Origin of the sequence: Streptomyces sp. NBC_00310, assembly GCF_036208085.1 — a bacterium.
In the GTDB taxonomy this organism is placed as follows: domain Bacteria; phylum Actinomycetota; class Actinomycetes; order Streptomycetales; family Streptomycetaceae; genus Streptomyces.
Genome location: NZ_CP130714.1, coordinates 7663868 through 7685002 on the forward strand (window position 1 = coordinate 7663868; position 21135 = coordinate 7685002).

Genomic DNA, 21135 nt, shown 5'->3' on the forward strand with positions numbered 1-21135 from the left:
GCTCGGGGGCTTTTCTTGCGTATATTTGATGGTTCACGACTTCAAGGATATTGAGTCGCAAAGAAGTTCAGTGAACACAGTATATCCGGGCGGGAGTGGAATTGTCAAACACCGGCTATTCGCACGATGAATTGCGGCGGGAGCAGGAATTCATCGACGGGCTGTACGCCCGCGTGGACGCCCTGCGCGGTGCGACCGAGGGGTCGGTCACGGACGCGCTCGCCCAGGGCAACACGCCCATGCAGGCCCGTCTGGAGCGGGACATCCTCGTCGCCGAGCGCTCGGGGCTGCTGGCCGCGCTGAACGCCGTCGACGGCTCGCTCTGCTTCGGCCGGCTCGACCTCGCCGACGGGGGCGTCCACCACATCGGCCGGATCGGGCTGCGGGAGGACGACACCGAGCGCACCCCGATCCTGATCGACTGGCGCGCCGACGTCGCCCGCCCCTTCTACCTCGCCACCGGCCACACCCCGATGGGCCTGCGCCGCCGCCGGCACCTCACCACCGAGGGCCGCCGGGTCACCGCCCTGCACGACGAGATCCTCGACCTCGGCGACGCGACCCGCACCGGCTACGAGGACCCCACCGGCGACGCCGTCCTGCTGGCCGCCCTCAACTCCGCCCGCACCGGCCGCATGGGCGACATCGTGCAGACCATCCAGGCCGAGCAGGACCGCATCATCCGCGCCCCGCACCAGGGGGTGATGGTCGTGGAGGGCGGCCCGGGAACGGGCAAGACCGCCGTCGCCCTGCACCGGGCCGCCTACCTCCTCTACGAGCAGCGCGAACTGCTCGCCAAGCGCGCCGTCCTCATCGTCGGCCCCAACCCCGCCTTCCTCGGCTACATCGGCGAGGTGCTGCCCTCGCTGGGGGAGACGGGCGTGCTGCTGTCCACCGTCGGCGAGCTGTTCCCCGGCGTACGTGCCACGGCGACCGACACCCCGCAGGCCGCCCGGGTGAAGGGCGGCGCCGCCATGGCCGACGTGCTCGCGGCCGTCGTCCGGGACCGGCAGACGCTGCCCGACCCGGTGATCGCCATCGAGCACGACCGGGAGATTTTCATGCTCGACGACGACCTCGTACGGGTCGCCCGCGAGCGCACCCGCGAGGCGAAACTCCCGCACAACATGTCCCGCGAGTACTTCGAGGGTCACATCCTCAACACCCTCACGGAGATGGTCGCCGAACGCATCGGCACCGACCCCTACGACGGCTCCAACCTCCTCGACCCCAGCGACATCACCCAGATCCGCGACGAACTGGCCGAGAACCCCGAGGTCTGGGCCGCCATCGGCCGGCTGTGGCCCCGGATCACCCCGCGCCGCCTGATCGCCGACTTCCTCGCCGAGCCGGACGCCTATCTGTCCCAGGAGGACGCCGACGCCGTACGCCGCCCCGTCACGCGCGCGTGGACCGTCGCCGACGTCCCCCTCCTCGACGAGGCCGCCGAGCTGCTGGGCGAGGACGACCGGGTGGCGCGGGCCCGGGCCGAGCGCGAGCGGGAGACCCAGATCGCCTACGCGCAGGGCGTGCTGGAGGTGTCGTACGCGTCCCGGACGTACGAGTTCGAGGACAAGGAGGACAGCGACCCCGACGGCTCGGAGGTGCTGTCCGCGCACGACATCATCGACGCCGAACGGTTCGCCGAGCGCCACGAGGAGGACGACCACCGCAGCGCCGCCGACCGGGCGGCGGCCGACCGGACCTGGGCGTTCGGGCACATCATCGTCGACGAGGCGCAGGAACTGTCGCCGATGGCCTGGCGGCTGCTGATGCGCCGCTCGCCGACCCGCTCGATGACCCTCGTCGGCGACCCGGCCCAGACGGCGGAGGCCGCGGGCGTCGGCTCCTGGGCCGACATCCTCGCCCCGTACGTCGAGGACCGCTGGGAGCACACCCGGCTCGGCGTCAACTACCGCACCCCCGCCGAGATCATGGCGGTCGCGGCCGGTGTCGTCCGCGCCGAGCGGCCGGACTTCGAGCCGCCGAGCTCCGTGCGGTCGACCGGAGTACGGCCCTGGGCGCGTCGCGCGGCGCCGAAGGAACTGCCCGCCGAGGTGGCCAAGGCGGTCGCCGAGCTGACCCCGGCCGAGGGGCGGCTCGCGGTGATCGCCCCGCGCGAGCTGCACCGGCCGCTCGCGGCCCGGCTCGACGGGGTGACGGCGGGCGCGGAGCCCGATCTGACCCGGACCGTCGTCCTCCTCGACCCCCGGCAGGCCAAGGGCCTGGAGTTCGACTCCGTCCTCGTCGTCGAACCGGGACGCTTCGGCACGAGTGACCTGTACGTGGCGCTGACGCGCGCCACGCAGGCGCTCGGTGTCGTACACACGGAGGAACTGCCGGAGGCGCTGGGGGAGTTGTCGACGGTTGGCCTGAACTAGCCGGACGGGTCCCGTCGGTCCCGCCGGTCCCGCCGGTCCCGCCGGGCCGACGCCCGGCGGGCCGCCGTCCCGGGGCACCGTCACCCCAGGTGCAACAGGGATCACCAAGCCGTAACAGTTCCCGTCATCGTCACTGCTCGTACATGGTTCATGCGGTATGCGTGTCGGTCATGGAAACACATCCGTTCGCGGCCGCTCCGGCCGGCACCCCCGGCCTGGAATCGCTGCGCGTGGAGCCGTTGCTGACCTCGGAGTTCGACGCGGATCCCAGCAGCGTCTACGAGCGACTGCGGAGTACGTACGGCCCCGTGGCACCGGTGGGGCTGATGGGGGTGCCGGCATGGCTGGTTCTCGACTACCGCGAGGTGCTGGAGGTCCTGCGCAACGAGAGCGTGTGGCGGCGCGACGTACGGCACTGGCGGGCGCGGGCGGAGGGGCGGCTGCCGAGGGACTGGCCGCTCCTGGCCGGGTACGAGGTCCGGCAGACCATGTTCTTCGACGACGAGGAACACCGGCACGCCCGGCTGAGCTACCACTCGGCGATGCGGCCCTTCCAGGACGGGCACTCACCCGAGGGCTGGGAGCTGCGGGCGGCCGTCGCCCGGTACGCCGACGAACTGATCGCCATGCTCGCGGCCGAGTCCGGGAACACCGGGTTCGCCGATCTCGCGGCGCAGTACACCAGGCCGCTGCTCCTCATGGTCACGACCAAGCTGTTCGGGTGCCCCGTCGAACTCGGCGACGAGATGGTCATGGACCTCTGGCGGATGCTGGACGGCGGGCCGGACGCGGGCCCGGCGACCGGGCGGGCGCTGGGCGCGATGACCCGGCTGGCAGCTCATCGGCGGTCCCGGCCCGGCGAGGACCTGACCTCCTACATGCTGCTGGCCGATCCCTCGCTGAGCGACGAGCAGCTGGGCCGTGAGCTGTTCATGAACGCGGTCTATCTCAACGACATCACCGGGAACATGGTCTGCAACACCCTGCTCGAGGTGCTGCGGGGCAACACGACCGTCCGGCGGAGCCTGTCCAACGGGCAGCTCGGGGAGACCGTGAACCGGGCGGCGCTGGTGAATCCGCCGACGGCCAACCTGTGCTTCCGGTTCGCGGCGCGGGACGTGCGGCTCGGGAACTTCTGGATCCGGGCCGGTGACATCGTGTCCCCGTCCGTCGCGGCCGCGCACCGGGATCTGCTGGAGATCGGCTCCTCCCACATCGTCGACTCCACCGTCAGTACGCGGGCGCATCTCGCGTGGGGGGCCGGGCCGCACCAGTGTCCCAGTGCCGCGCGTGAGCTCGCGGGGACGATCGTCACGACCGCGGTGGGGCGGGTCTTCGAGCACTTCGCCCGTGCGGAACTCACGTTGCCGCCGGACCAGTTGCCGTGGCGGTCGGGGCCGGTGGTGCGCGGGCTGCGGTTGTTGCCGGTCCGCTATGAACTCGCCGCTCACAGTACGGCTCGGGTGGCGGCGGCCGGGCGGGGGGAGGAGGCCGCGCCCGTGGCTCCGCCGGTGGCGCCGGCCGCCGGCCCGGCGGTCGGGGAGCGGTCGGGGAGCGGGTTGTTGGGGGCGTTGCGGCGGATGATGTTCGGGGGACGCAAGAGCGGCTGACGACCACCGGGCAGGTTTTCTCGCCCCCGCCGCCCCTATCCGTCCCATCCCTCGGGGCTCCGCCCCGGACCCCGTTCGCGCAGTTCCCCGCGCCCCGGAAAAGGGGCGCGGGGAACTGCGCGAGAAGCCCCACCGACCCGCACCCGACAACCCACCCCTCGGGGTCGAAGGGGCAGCGCCCCTGGGGACGGGACGGGTAGGGGCGGCGGGGGCGAGAGGACTAGGCCGGGCGGAGCCAGAGCGTGGACAGCGGGGGCAGGGTGACGCGGATGCTGGCGGGGCGGCCGTGCCAGGACTGGGGCTCGGGTTTCACGGGCTCGGGCATCGTGGCATCCGTGCCCCCGTACACGGCCGCGTCCGTGTTGAGGATTTCCCGCCAGGCCGGAATGTCCTCCGGGACACCCAGACGGTAGTCCTCGCGCACGACCGGGCTGAAGTTGGAGACGGCCAACAGGGGCGTGCCGTCCTCGGCGAACCGCAGGAACGCCAGGACGTTGTCCTCCGCCGAGTCACCCGTGATCCAGGAGAAGCCGGCCGGGCGCGTGTCCTGCTGCCAGAGGGCGGGGGTGTGCCGGTAGGCGGTGTTGAGGTCGCGGACGAGGTCGCGTACACCTCGGTGGTCGGCCTCGGCGCCGTACGCGGGATCCAGCAGCCACCAGTCCGGCCCGTGCGCCTCCGACCACTCCGCGCCCTGGGCGAACTCCTGGCCCATGAAGAGGAGTTGTTTGCCGGGGTGGGCCCACATGAAGCCCAGGTACGCGCGGTGGTCGGCGCGCTGCTGCCACCAGTCGCCCGGCATCTTCGACACCAGTGAGCCCTTGCCGTGCACGACCTCGTCGTGGGAGATGGGCAGGACGTAGTTCTCGCTGTACGCGTACACCATCGAGAACGTCATCTCGTTGTGGTGGTGCTGGCGATGGACGGGATCCTTGGACATGTAGCCCAGCGAGTCGTGCATCCACCCCATGTTCCACTTCAGCCCGAAGCCGAGGCCGCCGAAGCCGCCCGGACCGGTGTGGTGGGTGGCGCGGGTGACGCCGTCCCAGGCCGTGGACTCCTCCGCGATCGTCACGACGCCCGGCACCCGCCGGTACACCGTCGCGTTCATCTCCTGCAGGAAGGCGACCGCGTCCAGGTTCTCCCGGCCGCCGTGCTCGTTCGGCGTCCACTGGCCCTCCTCGCGCGAGTAGTCGAGGTAGAGCATCGAGGCGACGGCATCCACCCGCAGCCCGTCGATGTGGTACTCCTCGCACCAGTAAAGGGCGTTCGCCACCAGGAAGTTGCGCACCTCACGGCGCCCGTAGTCGAACTCCAGCGTCCCCCAGTCGGGGTGCGCCGCCCGCTGCGGGTCCGCGTGCTCGTACAGCGGACGCCCGTCGAACTCGGCCAACGCCCAGTCGTCACGCGGGAAGTGGGCCGGCACCCAGTCCATCAGGACACCGATCCCGGCCCGGTGCAGGGCGTCGACGAGGAACTTGAAGTCGTCGGGGGTGCCGAGGCGGGCGGTCGGGGCGTAGAAGCCGGTGACCTGGTAGCCCCAGGAGCCGCCGAACGGGTGCTCGGCGATGGGCAGCAGCTCGACATGCGTGAAGCCCAGGTCGGAGACGTACGCCGGCAGCTGCTCGGCGAGTTGGCGGTACGTCAGTCCCGGTCGCCAGGACGGCAGATGGACCTCGTAGACCGAGAACGGGGCCTCGTGCGCGGGGGTCTGGGCCCGCTTCGCCAGCCACTCCTCGTCGCCCCACTCGTAGTGCGAGGCGTGGATGACGGACGAGGTGTGGGGCGGGACCTCCGTGCGGCGGGCCAGCGGGTCGGCCCGGAGCGTCTTCGAGCCGTCCGGCCGGGTGATCTCGAACTTGTACAGCTCGCCCTCGCCGATCCCGGGCGCGAACAGCTCCCACACCCCCGAGGAGCCCAGGGAACGCATCGGGAAGCCGGTGCCGTCCCAGAAGTTGAAGGTCCCGGCCACGCGCACGCCGCGCGCGTTGGGCGCCCACACGGTGAAGCGGGTGCCGGTCACGCCCTGGTGGGTCATCGGCTCGGCGCCGAGCACGCGCCACAGCTCCTCGTGCCGGCCCTCGCCGATCAGATACAGGTCCAGCTCGCCGATCGCGGGCAGGAAACGGTACGCGTCCTCGGTCTCCTGCTCCGTCCCCTCGTAGGAGACCAGCAGCCGGTACGCCTCCGGCACCTCCCGCAACGGCAGCAGCGCCGAGAAGAACCCGTCCCCGTCGTCGTGCAACTCCGCCCGCAGCGACTCCGCCACCACGCTCACCCCGAGCGCGTACGGCCGGAACGCCCGGAACACCACGCCACCGGGGGCGGGGTGAGCCCCGAGCACCGCGTGCGGCGCGTGGTGGGTGCCGGCGAGCAGCCGCTCCCGGTCGACGCCGTCCATCGCGGGGGAGTAGGCGGGCCGGGCGGGGCCGGGTTCGACGTCGGTGACGCCGACCGGCTCGTGGGTGACCCGTTCGGCGGCGGACTCGGGGACGGCCTGCTTGGGGACCACCGGCTCGGGGGGCACCTGCTCGGCAGCGGCCTGCTTGGGGACCAGGGGTTCCCGGGTCGGCGGTTCAGCCGGCGCCGACCTGGGAGCGGACGGTCCGGCGCCCGGCGGGGCGGCTGGGACCAACGCCGCGCTCTCCGTCTGCCGCCGCGGCTTCACGGCCCTCTTCGCGGTCCTCTTCCCGGCGATCTCCGCGGTGGTCTTCCCGGCGGCGGCCTCGGCGGTGACGGGTTCCTCGGCCACGGTCTTCTTGGCCGTGGCCTTCTTGACCGCCGCGGTCTTCGTGACGGCCTTCTTGGCCGCCGTCTTCTTCGCGACGGCCTTGACCGCCGCGGTCTTGGCCACGGCCTTCTTCGCTACGGCTGTCTTCGACGCGGCCTTCTTCGCGACAGCTGTCTTCGACGCGGCCTTCCTGGCGACGGGTTTCTCCGCCACGGTCGTCTTCGCGGTGACCTTCTTGGCGGTGGACCTCTTGGCCGCGCCCATGCTCTCGCCCACGGCCACCTTTCTCGGCGCGGACTTCTTGGCGACCGCCTTGGCCTCGGCCGGCTTCTTGCCCTCGGCCGTCTTCCTGGCCGCGGTCGTCCTCTTGACCGCAGACGTCCCCCCGGCCGTCTTCTTGGCTGCTGTCGTCCTCTTGACCGCAGACGTCCCCCCGGCTGTCTTCCTGGCCGGCGGCGCCTCCTCGGTGACCTTCCCGGCCTCGGCCGTCCCCCCGGCAGCGTCGGTCGTGCTCTTGGCCGCTGCCTTCTTGGTCGCCGTCTTCTTCGCCGTCGCCTTCTTCGCCACGGCTTTCTCGGCCACGACGGTCTTCACGGCCGCCTTCTTCGTGACTGCCTTCTTCGTGGCCGTCTTCTTCGCGGCGGTCTTCTTCACCGGGGCGGTTACCTCGGCCGCGGCGTCGGGGTGTTGCGTGCTGTCGTCGGACGGCGGGCGGGGAGTCACAGGGACGATCTCCTCGGGAGGGGTGGTGTCAGTCGGGAGGGGTGGTGTCAGGGGGTGTCGGTGCAGGGGTCCGTGGCGAGGCGGTGTACTGCGGCCAGGGGCACGGGAAGCCAGTCGGGGCGGTGGCGGGCCTCGTAGAGGACCTCGTACACGGCCTTGTCGGTCTCGTACGCCCGCAGCAGCACGGGATCGGTGCGCGGATCGACGCCGGCGACGTCCGCGTAGCCGGAGCAGTACGCGGCCCGGCAGGCGGTCGCCCAGTCGGCGGCCGGGGGCTGGAGGGAGTGCGCGGCGTAGTCGAAGGAGCGGAGCATGCCGGCGATGTCACGGGCGACGGGCTGTGGCATCCGCCGCTCGGCCAGCGGCTTCGACGGCTCGCCCTCGAAATCTATGAGGGACCACTCCCCGGACGGAGAGCGGAGACACTGGCCGAGGTGGAGGTCGCCGTGGATGCGCTGGGCCGTCCAGGTGCGGCCCTCGCCGGCCAGGTCGGCGAGGGCCTCGAAGGCCGTGTGCAGGCCGGGCGCGTACGGCCGCAGCGCGGGGACGGCCTGCGCGGCGGCCTCCAGGCGTTCGGTCATCCCGTCGACCAGCGACTCCAGCTGCGGTCGCCCCAGGGTGACCGTGGGCAGGGAGCGCGTCAGCGCGGTGTGCACCTCGGCGGTCACTCGCCCCAGCGCGCGCGCCTCGGCGGTGAAGTCCTCGCTCTTGGCCAGCACGCTCAGCGCCAGCTCCCAGCCGTCCGCCGCGCCGTGCAGGAACGGCTGGAGGACGCCCAGGACGTGATGGCCGTCGGGGCCGGGCTCGGTGCCCCGGCCCAGGTCCGCCACCATCCAGGCCACCGGCGCCGGCACCCGGGGGCAGCCCTCGCGGGACAGCGTCAGCGGCAGTTCGAGGTCGGGGTTGTCCCCGGGCACGACCCGGCGGAACAGCTTCAGAATGAACGTATCGCCGTAGACGATGGAGGAGTTGGACTGCTCGGCGGTGGCCACCCGCGGCACCAGACCCTCGGGGATGTCGTAGCTCATGTCCCGGCCGCAGCGCAGCTCACCGACGCGTGCCTGGGACCGCAGCGCCTCCAGGAGGACGTCGGCGAGGCGGGGGTCGTGCAGCGCCTCGTACACCGTCCGCCCGGCCAGCGGCCCGTCGGCCACATGCCCGATCAGCGCGGGCGCCAGCCGTGGCGGCAGTGTCTCGCGTACGCCGAGCAGCAGCTGGTAGCAGTCGCCGGGGTGCGCCGGGGCGCCCTGGGACGGCACCAGCGGCTGATGGGCGCGTACGAGGAGATGCAGCAGCCCGGCCTTGGAGGCGCCCACCGGCAACAGTTCCGTCCCCGCCACCAGGCTGAACCCGGTGACCGGCCGCCCCTTTCCCGCGAACCAGCGCTGCCGTGGCAGCCACTCCCGCAGCAGCGGCTCCAGGGAGGTGAGCAGCTCGGGTGTCGGCTCCGTGGCGGGCGGTGGAGCAGGACTTGTCGCGGTGGAGTGCGTGGCGGCTTCCGACATGGCGTCGCGTCCTTTCCCCGGGGGCGGGGTGTTCCTGTCTGCGTGCCCCGGGCGGGCCGGGAGAAACCGGCCCGCCCGGGGTTCCGGTCGGGCTTACACGGTGTCCTTCCGCAGGCGGAACCAGTAGAAGCCGTGGCCCGCGAGGGTGAGGAGGTAGGGCAGTTCGCCGATGGCCGGGAAGCGCACTCCGCCGATGAGTTCGACGGGGTGGCGTCCTTCGTAGGCGCGCAGATCGAGTTCGGTGGGCTGCGCGAAACGGGAGAAGTTGTTCACGCACAGCACCAGGTCGTCCCCGTTCTCCTCGGACGAGGGCGCCTCCCTCAGGAAGGCGAGGACGGCCGGGTTCGACGACGGGAGTTCGGTGTACGAGCCGAGGCCGAACGCCGGGTTCTGCTTGCGGATCTCGATCATCCGGCGCGTCCAGTGCAGCAGCGACGAGGGCGACGACATCGACGCCTCGACGTTCGTGACCTGGTAGCCGTAGACCGGATCCATGATCGTCGGCAGCGACAGCCGCCCCGGGTCGCAGGAGGAGAAGCCCGCGTTGCGGTCCGGCGTCCACTGCATCGGTGTCCGCACCGCGTCGCGGTCGCCGAGCCAGATGTTGTCGCCCATGCCGATCTCGTCGCCGTAGTAGAGGATCGGCGAGCCGGGCAGGGACAGCAGCAGGGCGGTGAACAGTTCGATCTGGTTGCGGTCGTTGTCCAGGAGCGGGGCGAGCCGGCGGCGGATGCCGATGTTGGCGCGCATGCGCGGGTCTTTGGCGTATTCCGCGTACATGTAGTCGCGTTCTTCGTCCGTGACCATTTCGAGCGTGAGCTCGTCGTGGTTGCGCAGGAAGATGCCCCATTGGCAGCTGGAGGGAATGGCCGGGGTCTTGGCGAGGATTTCCGAGACCGGGTAGCGGGATTCCCTGCGCACGGCCATGAAGATGCGTGGCATGACGGGGAAATGGAACGCCATGTGGCATTCGTCGCCGCCGCTGGGGAAGTCGCCGAAGTAGTCGACGACGTCCTCCGGCCACTGGTTCGCCTCGGCCAGCAGCACGGTGTCGGGGTAGTGCGCGTCGATCTGCTTCCGCACCCGCTTGAGGAAGTCATGGGTTGCGGGAAGGTTTTCGCAGTTGGTGCCCTCCTGCTGGTACAGATACGGCACCGCGTCGAGCCGGAAGCCGTCGATGCCCAGGTCCAGCCAGAACCGCAGCGCCGAGATCATCTCCTCCTGCACGGCCGGGTTCTCGTAGTTGAGGTCCGGTTGGTGGGAGAAGAACCGGTGCCAGAAGTACTGCTTGCGCACCGGGTCGAAGGTCCAGTTGGAGGCTTCGGTGTCGACGAAGATGATGCGGGCGTCCTGGAACTGCTTGTCGTCGTCGGCCCAGACGTAGTAGTCGCCGTAGGGCCCGTCGGGGTCTTTCCTCGATTCCTGGAACCACGGGTGCTGGTCGCTGGTGTGGTTCATGACGAAGTCGATGATGACGCGCATGCCGCGCTGGTGGGCGGCGTCGACGAATTCCACGAAGTCGGCGAGGTCGCCGAACTCGGGGAGGACGGCGGTGTAGTCGGAGACGTCGTAGCCGCCGTCGCGCAGGGGCGATTTGAAGAAGGGCGGGAGCCAGATGCAGTCGATGCCCAGCCACTGCAGGTAGTCGAGTTTGGCGGTCAGACCCTTGAGGTCGCCGATGCCGTCGCCGTTGCTGTCCTGGAAGGAGCGGACGAGGACCTCGTAGAAGACGGCGCGTTTGAACCAGTCCGGGTCCCGGTCCTTCTGTGGAGTGTCCTCGAAGGTGTCCGGAACGGGCTCGTTGACGATCATTGTGTGGGTGACCCCCCGATCTGCGGGTTGGACGGTCGCAGGACGGTCAGTACGTGCGCGGGCGCGCGGCCCGGTTCGAGACGTACATAGTTGTTCCTGCCCCAGGTGTAGACCTCGCCGGTGAGCTCGTCGCGCACCAGCACGGACTCATGCCAGTCCAGGCCGAGTTGCGGCATGTCCAACGAGACCGTGACCTCCTGGGTGTGGTGGGGGTCGAGGTTGACCACCACCAGAACCGTGTTCGAGCCCGCGCGCTTCGAGTAGACGATCACCGCTTCCTGGTCGGCGTGGTGGAAGTGCAGATTCCGCAACTGCCGAAGCGCCGGGCTCCGACGCCTGATCTCGTTGAGTTTGCCGAGCAATGGGGCGATCGTACGTCCGTCTTGTTCGGCTGTGTCCCAGTCGCGGGGGCGGAGTTGGTACTTCTCGGAGTCGAGGTACTCCTCGCTGCCGGGTTTGAGGGGGGTGTTCTCGCACAGTTCGTAGCCGGAGTACACGCCCCAGGTGGGGGAGAGGGTCGCGGCGAGGACGGCGCGGAGTTCGAAGGCGGGGCGGCCGCCTTCCTGGAGGAAGGCGTGGAGGATGTCGGGGGTGTTGACGAAGAAGTTCGGCCGCATGTAGCTCGCGGCCTCGCCGGCGAGTTCAGTGGCGTACTCGGTGAGTTCCGCTTTGGTGGTGCGCCAGGTGAAGTAGGTGTAGGACTGCTGGAAGCCGGTGGCGGCCAGGGTGTGCATCATCGCCGGGCGGGTGAAGGCCTCGGCCAGGAAGATGACGTCGGGGTCGGTGGCGTTGACGTCGGCGATCACCTGTTCCCAGAAGACGACCGGTTTGGTGTGGGGATTGTCGACGCGGAAGATCCGTACCCCGTGGTCCATCCAGTGCCGCAGCACCCGTGTCGTTTCGGCGACGAGGCCGGGCATGTCGGCGTCGAAGGCGATGGGGTAGATGTCCTGGTACTTCTTCGGCGGGTTCTCCGCGTAGGCGATCGTGCCGTCCGGGCGGTGGTGGAACCACTCGGGGTGTTTGTGCACCCAGGGGTGGTCCGGGGAGCACTGCAGCGCGAAGTCCAGGGCGACTTCCAGGCCCAGTGCCCGGGCTTCGGTGACGAAGTGGTCGAAGTCGTCGATGGTGCCCAGATCCGGGTGGACGGCGTCGTGGCCGCCCTCCGGGGAGCCGATCGCCCACGGCACACCCACATCGTCCGGGGTGGGGGAGAGGGTGTTGTTGCGGCCTTTGCGGAAGGTGGTGCCGATGGGGTGGATCGGGGGGAGGTAGACGACGTCGAAGCCCATCCGGGCGATGGCGGGCAGGCGGCGGGCGGCGGTGCGGAACGTGCCGTGGGGCTGCTCGGGGGTGCCCTCGGAACGCGGGAAGAACTCGTACCAGGAGCCGAACAGGGCCCGTTCCCGTTCCACCAGCAGCGGCAACGGCTCCGACGACGTGACCAGTTCCCGCAGGGGGTGGCGGGTCAGGACCTCGTCCACCTCCGGCGCCAACGCCGCCGCCAGACGGGAGGACGCGGGCCGGGCGGTGTCCCGCAGCGCGTCCACGGCGGCGAGGAGGGTGCCGCGGCCGCTCTTGCCCTCGGGGATGTGGTCGGCGGCGCGTTCGTGGAGGCGGGCGCCCTCCTCCAGGACGAGTTCGGTGTCGATGCCGGCCGGGATCTTGATGTGGGCGTGATGGCGCCAGGTGGTGACCGGGTCGCCCCAGCCCTCCACGGCATAGGACCAGACGCCCTCGCTCGGTACGGAGACGGTGGCGCCCCAGCGGTCGGTGCCGGGGGCGAGTTCGCGCATCGGGGTCCAGTCGGCCGGGCGGCCCTCCGGGTCCCTGAGCACGACGTTGGCGGCGACCGCGTCGTGGCCCTCGCGGATGACGACGGCCGAGATCTCGAACGCCTCGCCCACGACGGCTTTCGCCGGTCGGCGGCCGTGGTGGACCGTCGGCCGTACGTCGAAGACCGGTATCCGCCCGATGGTGGGGGCGCCCGGGGTCTTCGGGAGCGCGGGGGGCGGCGTGTCCGGCGTGGGCGGGCCGGTGCGCGCCCGGCGTGCGGGGCGTGCGGCGGTGCTGTCGGGTGTGGCGGTGGTGGTACTGGTCGTCGGGGGTGCTGACGAGTGGTGCGTGGCGGGCATGACCGCTCCTGTCCGCGTCAACGTGGGTGGGCGGATGAGGGTGTGGGGAGGTGGGGCCAGCGGGACTACCGGTGGAGCCTTCCCACACAGTGCGGGTGGGCATTCCGGCACTTTGTTAACTACTCACGCGTATGTCTACACACAAGACCGGCCTCGTCCGAGAGGGGCGAGGCCGGTCACTGTAGTCGCTCTGGGTAAAGCGCCGTTCACCTGTGGTGTTACGAGCTCCTACGGGTTGTCGACTTGGAGAAGTCTGTTCGGGGAGCCCGGATATCTGTCCTTGACCTTGCCCGAAACCGAACGCTTCGCCAGCGCCTTGGCCACCTCGGCCGGTGTGGCCCGTGGATGCTCGGCCAGATACAGGGCCGCCGCGCCCGCGGCGTGCGGCGAGGCCATGGACGTACCGGAATGGGTCGCCTTCGCGGTGTCACTCCTGTGGGAAGCGGAGGTGATGGACGCGCCGGGGGCGAACAGATCCAGGCTCGGGCCCCAGTTCGAGAAGTCGGCGCGGACGTCCTTCTTGTCGGTGGCCCCGACCGTGATCGCCTGCTTGACGCGGGCGGGCGAGTAGAGGCCGGCGGCGAGCGCGTCGTTGCCCGCGGCGACCGTGTAGGTGACCCCGGACGCTATGGAGTTGCGTACGGCCGCGTCGAGTTGGGCGTTGCCGGGGCCACCGAGGCTCATGTTGGCCACGGCCGGCTTCCTCGCGTGCTCGGTGACCCAGTCGATACCCGCGATGACCTGGGCGGTCGTCCCCCCGCCCGCGTCGTCGAGCACCCGTACGGCGACGACCTCGGCCTTCTTGGCGACGCCGTAGGTGGTGCCGGCGACGGTGCCCGCGACATGGGTGCCGTGGCCGTTGCCGTCCTGCGCGGTCCTGTCGTTCTGCACGAAGTCCCAGCCGTGACGGGCCCGGCCGCCGAAGTCCTTGTGCGTGATCCGTATGCCGGTGTCGATCACGTAGACGGTGGCGCCCTTGCCCGCCGGCTCGGGCCAGGTGTAATTCCTGTCGAGCGGCAGGTTCGACTGGTCGACGCGGTCCAGGCCCCAAGAGGGCGGAGCGGGCTGCCGGTGGCCGGGCGCGATCCGCCGGTGGTCGTAGGTGACCTTCGTGTCCTGGACGACCGAGGCCACACGGGAGTCCGCCGCGAGTCGCCTGGCCTGTTTCTCGTCGGCCCTCACGGAATATCCGTTCAGGGCGTTGCTGTACATGTGGCGTATTTTCGCCCCGTACTTCGTCGCTATGCCCTTTCCGGCCTTCGACGGTGCCTTCGTTCCCCCCTTGAGGGTGACTATGTAACTGCCGCTGACGGAACCGGGACCACCGGCCCCGTGGACGAACCCCTCCGGAGCGGCCTGCGCGGGCAGGGTGATGGCCGAAAGCGTCGCGGCCGTCATCACCGCGGTGAGCCCTCCCGCCCAGCGCGTACGCCTGTTTCTCGCCTCTGCCAGGTGGTGCATGGGTGAGAACCCCCTCCTCGACACGGCGCACCCGCACCGGGGTTCGCCGGAAGCCGGTCGTGGCGGGCTGCCGGGGTCCACCGGATTCGGCCGAGGTCGGCCGGTGGTGCGCCACTGGGAAGCCTCTCGTGCGGTGTGAAGCGCCACAAGGCCGCGCAGAGGGGTGGAATCGGCCATATCGCCCGTGGGGTACATGTGAAGGTTGCGCCTGGGTTGCGGCGAATTCAGGACTGAACGGGCCGGGGCGGACTGCCCGGCCGGGCGGCCGGGGTACGGATGCGCCGTAATCGCATACCGGAGGACGCACCGTGGTTGCCGGGCCCTCGCGCCGCTACCGTCGGGGGGAGACGAACGGCGCACAGCGGAGTGCGTCCCCCGGCCCGTACGTCCTGGCGCGAAGGTGGAACCCTCTGTGAAGGCCATCCGCAGATTCACCGTCCGACCCGTCCTGCCCGAAGCCCTCCACCCGCTCAGCGAACTGGCGCGCAATCTGCGCTGGTCCTGGCACGCGGAGACCCGTGACCTCTTCCAGTCGGTCGATCCCGAGCGCTGGGCCGCCTCCGGCGGCGACCCCGTACGCCTCCTCGGCTCCGTCTCCGTCCGACGCCTGGCCGAACTCGCCGAGGACCGGCGCTTCCTGCGCCGGCTGACCGCGGTCGCCGACGACCTGCGCGACTACGTCACCGGGGACCGCTGGTACCAGGGGCAGGCGCAGACGTCCGAACTCCCGGCCGCCATCGCCTACTTCTCGCCCGAGTTCGGCATCACGGCCGCGCTGCCGCAGTACTCCGGCGGCCTCGGCATCCTCGCCGGCGACCATCTGAAGGCGGCCAGTGACCTCGGCGTCCCGCTGATCGGCGTCGGCCTGCTCTACCGCCACGGCTACTTCCGGCAGTCCCTGTCCCGGGACGGCTGGCAGCAGGAGCACTACCCGGTGCTCGACCCGAACGAGCTGCCCCTGGTACCGCTGCGGGAGCCCGACGGCTCACCTGCCCAGGTCGACCTGGCCCTCCCCGGCGGGCGCTGGCTGCACGCCCGGATCTGGCAGGCCCAGGTGGGCCGGGTACCGCTGCTGCTGCTCGACTCGGACGTCGAGGAGAACGACCTCGGCGAACGCGGGGTGACCGACCGGCTCTACGGCGGCGGCAGCGAACACCGGCTCCTCCAGGAGATGCTGCTCGGCATAGGAGGAGTGCGGGCCGTCCGTACGTACTGCCGGCTCACCGGCCACGCCGGACCCGAGGTGTTCCACACCAACGAGGGCCACGCCGGCTTCCTCGGCCTGGAACGCATCGCCGAACTCTGCGACGAGGGGCTCGACTTCGACGCCGGCCTGGAAGCGGTCCGCTCCGGCACGGTCTTCACCACCCACACCCCCGTTCCCGCCGGCATCGACCGCTTCGACCGTGAACTGGTCGCCCGCCACTTCGGCCCCGACGCCGAACTCCCGCGCATCGACGTGGGCCGCATCCTGGGCCTCGGCATGGAGACGTACGCGGACGGCGACCCGAACGTCTTCAACATGGCGGTGATGGGGCTCCGGCTCGCCCAGCGCGCCAACGGCGTCTCCCTGCTGCACGGGCACGTCAGCCGGGACATGTTCTCGGGACTGTGGCCGGGCTTCGACCCGGACGAGGTCCCGATCACCTCGGTCACCAACGGCGTCCACGCCCCGACCTGGGTGGCCCCGGAGGTCTTCCGCCTCGGCGCCCGGCAGATCGGCGCCCAGCGGACCGAGGACGCCATGACGGTCGGCGGCTCCGAACGCTGGGACTCCGTCGGTGACATCCCCGACCAGGACATCTGGGAGCTGCGCCGGGACCTGCGCGAGCAACTGGTCATGGAGGTACGGGAACGCCTGGCCGCCTCCTGGCGGCAGCGCGGCGCCGGCACCGCCGAACTCGGCTGGATCGACGGGGTGCTGGACCCGGACGTCCTGACCATCGGCTTCGCGCGCAGAGTCCCGTCCTACAAGCGTCTGACGCTGATGCTGCGCGATCAGGACCGTCTGATGGATCTGCTGCTCCACCCGGAGCGACCGGTGCAGATCGTGATCGCGGGCAAGGCGCACCCGGCGGACGACGGCGGAAAACGCCTGATCCAGGAGCTCGTGCGGTTCGCGGACGATCCACGCGTACGCCACCGGATCGTGTTCCTGCCGGACTACGGCATGGCGATGGCCCAGAAGCTGTACCCGGGCTGCGACGTGTGGCTCAACAACCCTCTCCGCCCCCTGGAGGCGTGCGGGACGAGCGGGATGAAGGCGGCGCTGAACGGCTGTCTGAACCTGTCGGTGCTGGACGGCTGGTGGGACGAATGGTTCCGGCCGGACTTCGGCTGGGCGATCCCCACCGCCGACGGCACGGCGACGGACGACGACCGCCGGGACGACCTGGAGGCGTCGGCCCTCTACGACCTGCTGGAACAGCGGGTCGCCCCGCGCTTCTACGAGCGCGGCCAGGGCGGCCTGCCCGACCGCTGGATCGAGATGGTCCGCCAGACCCTCACCCACCTCGGGCCGAAGGTGCTCGCCGGCCGCATGGTCCGGGAGTACGTGGAGCGCCTGTACGCCCCGGCCGCCCGGGCCCACCGGTCGCTGGCCCCGGACGTGGCCCGGGAACTTGCCGAGTGGAAGGCCCGCGTGCGGGGCGCCTGGCACCGGGTGACCGTGGACCATGTGGAGACCTCGGCGGCTCCTCTCAGTACGGCCGCCGAGCTCGGCGCGACGCTGGTGCTGCGCGTCCGGGTCGGTCTGGGCGACCTGGTCCCGGACGACGTCGAGGTCCAGGCCGTCTCCGGCCGCGTCGACACGGACGACCGCATCACCGACGCGACGTACGTCCCGCTGAAGCCGGTCGGCGGCCCCGACGGGGAGGGTCGCTGGTCCTACGAGGGCCCACTCTCCCTCGACCGCACGGGCTCCTTCGGCTACACGGTCCGCATCCTGCCCGCCCACCGCCTGCTCGCCTCGGCCGCCGAACTGGGGCTGGTGGCGGTGCCTTCGGAGGAGATGGGGGAGCAGGCGGGGGTGTTGATGCGCTAGCCCTGGCCGGGCGGGGGGCGTTGAGACCGCCACCCCGCCCGAGCGTCCGGGCCGGGACTTCGGCGCGACCAGCGGCTGTCTGATGCGGACGCGAACAAGCTCGCGGCTGGATCTTCGACTCGTTGGCCAAGGGGCGGCTCGACACGGCGATCCGCTACGGCGGTGGTTCGGTCGTGACCGGTGCGGCGCACACGAAGAAGATCACGCCGTACGACCCTCTGTACCAGGTCAAAAGAGCCAGCTCCTGCTCCCCGAGACCGACGAGTTGGCCGCGGCGGGTGTGCCGAAGACGTTGTCCTTCGCGACGGGTTACCGCTTGGACGCCACGATCAGCCTGACGTCCCATCCGGCGGCAGGTGGCCTCCCCGCGGAGTCGGCCGGATACGAGTACAACGCGACCGGCGAGCAGACCCAGTCGACCGGGACGACCATCGGGATACCTCATTCCTCCGGCGCAGCGCGGCACACGACAGCCGTCACGACCCCGCGTACCCCGGACCCTTAAAGATCTCTAGTGCTGTGACCGCATGGGTTCGCCGGGTGGGATCCGGCAGGATCTCGTGCATGTTCGAAGAGAAGCTCGACGCGCTCTCTCAGATGTTGGCCGAGCACATGGCCATGCCGTTCCCCCCAGGCTTCCGCGGCCTGGACATCGAGGACCAGGACATGGTGATGCTTGGTGCGGACGCCTACGGCTACGCCCTGGGCGTTTTCAAAGGCCCGCTCGACGAACAGCGCGGTGGAGTCTTGATCCGGCTGACGGCGGTGTTCCAGAACGTTCTCCCGGCGATCGACGACGAGTACGCAACCAGGTACTACACGCACGTACGCGACATGACTGTGCTGGCCGCCGAAGTCGAGGCACTGCGCGAGAGGTAGCCCTCCGACCGGGAAGGTTCGCCCGACTCGTGGTCGCGGCGGTTCTGCAACATGCTTTCGGCCCCAAGGCCACTCAGACCCGGGATCAGAAACTGGCACTCATGCACAGGATGCCGTGGCTGAGTCGACACAAGTGGTGGAGACGGGACTTGAGTGAGTGTCAGGTCCATCATGCCTGTTCGGAGGCGGTTTCGGTAGGACGCACGGCACGTCCGTTCGACCTTGTGGCCGCTGGTACCGCGCGCCAGACTCGTCGTCATCCACTCTCCGGCCAACCCGTCGGCAACCTTTCTCGGTTGTCGACGCGTTCGCTGTGCTGTCTCGCCGTGTGACGTGCGCCGGTCGGGGATGGGGGGACGAAGGGGATCTATGGATCAGGACATGGTCGTGCTGGCGAGGGTCAGGCTGCTCAGTGCCAACCGGCGGGTGGTGCGCGGTGCCGAGGGGCTGTGGATCTACCGCCTTCTGACACAGGTCGAGCCGGAGGCGTACGGGTCGAAGCTGGCGTACGTCCTGGTGGAGGCGAGCGCGTCGCCCCTGGTGCGGGAGTTGCCTGAGCGACGGTTGGCCCTGTTGGACGAGGCCGTGGAGGTGGCGAAGGCCCTGGGTGCGTCGAACCCCTACCGGGCGAAGATGCTGGCGAGGGCCCTGGCCGCCAGGCAGCGGGAATGGGAGGGCCGCCCGGCGGAGCCGCTCGCGTCCGAGGGGCGGGAGCATCGGGCGGCCCTTCAGGAAGAGCCGCAAGAACGCGCATGACCCGGTCCGTCACGTCGGCGTGGAAGCCGTACAGCGAGAAGAGCGCCAGAGTGACCCCGCTCGTGTCGTGGCCCTGCTCGGACAGCAAGTCCCGGATACGTTCGAGGCGTTGGAGGTCGCTCATGCCGCAGCGGGCCGCCGTCGCCTTGGCCTCGCCCAGTAGTGCGATGCGGGCGCGTGGCGACTGGGGACGTTCGCCCAGGGCCAGGGCGATGACGGCCACCTCGTGTTTCGTGCGGGCTGCCGGGTCAGAGACCTCCGTTGTGCCGACCGGGCCCGGGAGACCGCCCGGGAGGACCGTGTGGGCGTAGCGGCGGGTCCAGGTGCGGGCCAGTTCTTCGAAGTGGGGGCCCAGGATCTTGGAGTTGAAGGTGGGGAGAGAGGTCTGCCAGATTTCTGCGGCATTGCCCTCTTCCACGGCGGCCACCTGGGGGAGCGTGATGAGTTGGTTGAAGCGGATCAGCGGGTCCGTGAGGGTGATGACGGGGTGGCGGGCGCGGAGGAGGTCCTGCTCCCGGTGGATGTAGCCCGTTGACTCCAGGACGTCCAGCGGGTGCGTGACGGCGTTGCGCTGGCGGCCGAGGGCGGCGCCGATCTTGCTGGGAGTGCTCGCGCCCTGTGCGATGGCGGAGAGGATGTCGTAGTACAGCGTGTGCTGGGTGATGCGGGGGTCTTCGCGCAGCAGATGCTCGGTTTCCGTGGGGGAGTAGACCGCCCTGCCCGGATCGAGCAGGGTCCGTGTCACCCACGCGTCGAAGTCGGCGTTGGGATCCGGGCGGCCGGCGAGGGCACGGTAACCGGCGGCGCCGCCCAGGACCGCGTGGACCCGGAGCGCGGTGAGGGGATCGTCGATCTGCCAGAACCGCCTGCTCATACGGAAGTCGAAGGCGCCGAGGCGTAGATCGATGACTGCGCGGCCGCGCAGGGGCTTCGTACCCGACAGCAGCTCGTGCATGACGCTCATGGCGGATCCGCACATGATGATCCGCGCGCCGACACCCTCGTGCCACTGGTGCTCGTCGTAGAGGAGCTGGATCAGGCCCGGCAGTTCGGGGGAGTGCTGGAGCAGATACGGGAGTTCGTCGATGATCAGGAGGGGGGTCGCAGAGCTGCGGGCCGCGACGTCCAGGGCGTTGGTCAGAACCTCTCGCCAGTCGGGAAGATTCAGGGTGCCTGGGCGTAGGCCGGCGTGCGCGGCGATCGCCTCGCTGAAACGCCGTAGAGCCGGGAGACGGCCTTCCTCCCTGACCGCGGTGACGTACAGACCGCCGTATTCCTCGCACAGGGCTCGTAGGAGGAACGACTTGCCGTGGCGTCGCCGACCGGACACGATGCCCAGCCGCATCTCGGGCGACGGATCGCTCAGGAAATCGGTGAGCAGCGCCCATTCTCGATCACGGTCGACCAGCCTGCCGGGCTTGGCCGGAACTGGCGGGCGCTGAGCGTCGCGTTCTCCCACAAGGAGACTCCTGCCGGTCGGCTGCCGGATTCTGTCTAAGTCTAGTTAGACGGAATCCGTCGTAGCCCGCTACGGCGCGGGTTCACTCCTTTGGGTCCCCCGCCAGCCTCCGCAACACCACCCCGCACCGCCGCGCATAAGCATGCTGCAGCCCCCTGGTCGCGGCCCCGCCCGCCCGGGCGTACCACTTCGCCCCGCGGCTGAAGGCCGTGATCGTCAGCCAGACCGTGCCGTCTCCCGTGCGGTCGACTATGAAGGCCTCCTCGCCGCACTCCGGGTGGCCCGGGAGCGTGCCGTAGGCCCAGCCTTTGCGGCGGGGTTCGTCGACCGTCCAGACGACGCGGCAGGGGGCCTTGATGACGCCGCCCAGGGTGACGGTGACGTCGACGCCGGGGGACGCCTCGGGGGCGGAGGCCTGTATGCCGACGCCCATCGCTCGGTGCATCTCCCAGGTGCGGACGGCGTGCGCGGCCCGCTCGAACACGTCCGTGCCCTCGCCTATGCGGGAGCGGACGTGGAGGGGGCTGAAGTCGGGTGGGCAGTGGCCCTCACGGGTCGCGCCGACCGCGGCGTAGGTGAAGGGGCCCTCGGGGAGCGGGCCTTTGGTTTCGGGCATGGCGCAAAGACTAGGGCGGCACCCGGA

Annotated in this window: 10 protein-coding genes and 1 pseudogene; 4 read left to right on the plus strand and 7 right to left on the minus strand. The window is 70.5% G+C overall.

Annotated features, from left to right (window positions below; translation table 11 throughout):
- Nucleotides 1-131: 131 nt before the first annotated feature.
- Nucleotides 132-2381: a HelD family protein gene (locus OG202_RS33745; RefSeq protein WP_327732115.1), complete on the plus strand. Its 2250-nt coding sequence runs from the start codon at nt 132-134 to the stop codon at nt 2379-2381.
- A gap of 170 nt (nt 2382-2551) precedes the next feature.
- The gene (locus OG202_RS33750; RefSeq protein ID WP_327727760.1) at nt 2552-3991 is read left to right on the plus strand and encodes a cytochrome; all 1440 of its coding nucleotides are present in this window, start codon (nt 2552-2554) and stop codon (nt 3989-3991) included.
- Between the two features lie 220 nt (nt 3992-4211).
- Here OG202_RS33750 and glgB read toward each other — a convergent pair whose 3' ends face one another.
- The 5 genes from glgB to OG202_RS33775 all read right to left on the minus strand — a co-directional run bounded on the left by glgB (nt 4212) and on the right by OG202_RS33775 (nt 14355).
- The gene (gene glgB, locus OG202_RS33755; RefSeq protein ID WP_328224042.1) at nt 4212-7442 is read right to left on the minus strand and encodes a 1,4-alpha-glucan branching enzyme; all 3231 of its coding nucleotides are present in this window, start codon (nt 7440-7442) and stop codon (nt 4212-4214) included.
- 47 nt (nt 7443-7489) lie between these two features.
- Nucleotides 7490-8947, minus strand: coding sequence for a maltokinase N-terminal cap-like domain-containing protein (locus OG202_RS33760; protein ID WP_328224043.1), 1458 nt, complete (start codon nt 8945-8947; stop codon nt 7490-7492).
- Nucleotides 8948-9040: 93 nt separating this feature from the next.
- Entirely contained in the window at nt 9041-10759 is a 1719-nt protein-coding gene (treS, locus tag OG202_RS33765; RefSeq protein ID WP_326577270.1) for a maltose alpha-D-glucosyltransferase, read from the minus strand.
- Complete coding sequence (locus OG202_RS33770) at nt 10756-12894, minus strand: alpha-1,4-glucan--maltose-1-phosphate maltosyltransferase (protein ID WP_328224044.1); 2139 nt, start codon at nt 12892-12894, stop codon at nt 10756-10758. Before OG202_RS33770 ends, treS begins: the two co-directional genes overlap by 4 nt.
- Before the next feature lie 228 nt (nt 12895-13122).
- Nucleotides 13123-14355, minus strand: coding sequence for a S8 family peptidase (locus tag OG202_RS33775; RefSeq protein WP_328224045.1), 1233 nt, complete (start codon nt 14353-14355; stop codon nt 13123-13125).
- Nucleotides 14356-14767: 412 nt separating this feature from the next.
- Between OG202_RS33775 and OG202_RS33780 the strand changes: the two genes are divergently transcribed.
- Both OG202_RS33780 and OG202_RS33785 read left to right on the plus strand, forming a co-directional pair.
- Nucleotides 14768-17398, plus strand: a complete 2631-nt coding sequence (locus tag OG202_RS33780; RefSeq protein WP_328224046.1) for a glycosyltransferase family 1 protein — start codon at nt 14768-14770, stop codon at nt 17396-17398.
- Nucleotides 17399-17962: 564 nt separating this feature from the next.
- Nucleotides 17963-18277 carry a hypothetical protein gene (locus OG202_RS33785; protein ID WP_326577262.1) on the plus strand — a complete coding sequence of 105 codons (315 nt, stop codon included), beginning with the start codon at nt 17963-17965 and terminating at the stop codon, nt 18275-18277.
- Nucleotides 18278-19037: 760 nt separating this feature from the next.
- Here the strand turns inward: OG202_RS33785 and OG202_RS33790 are convergent.
- Both OG202_RS33790 and OG202_RS33795 read right to left on the minus strand, forming a co-directional pair.
- A pseudogene (locus OG202_RS33790) lies at nt 19038-20378 on the minus strand (AAA family ATPase); the annotation flags it as partial.
- A gap of 196 nt (nt 20379-20574) precedes the next feature.
- Nucleotides 20575-21108, minus strand: coding sequence for a DUF1990 family protein (locus OG202_RS33795; protein ID WP_326577260.1), 534 nt, complete (start codon nt 21106-21108; stop codon nt 20575-20577).
- Nucleotides 21109-21135: the final 27 nt, after the last annotated feature.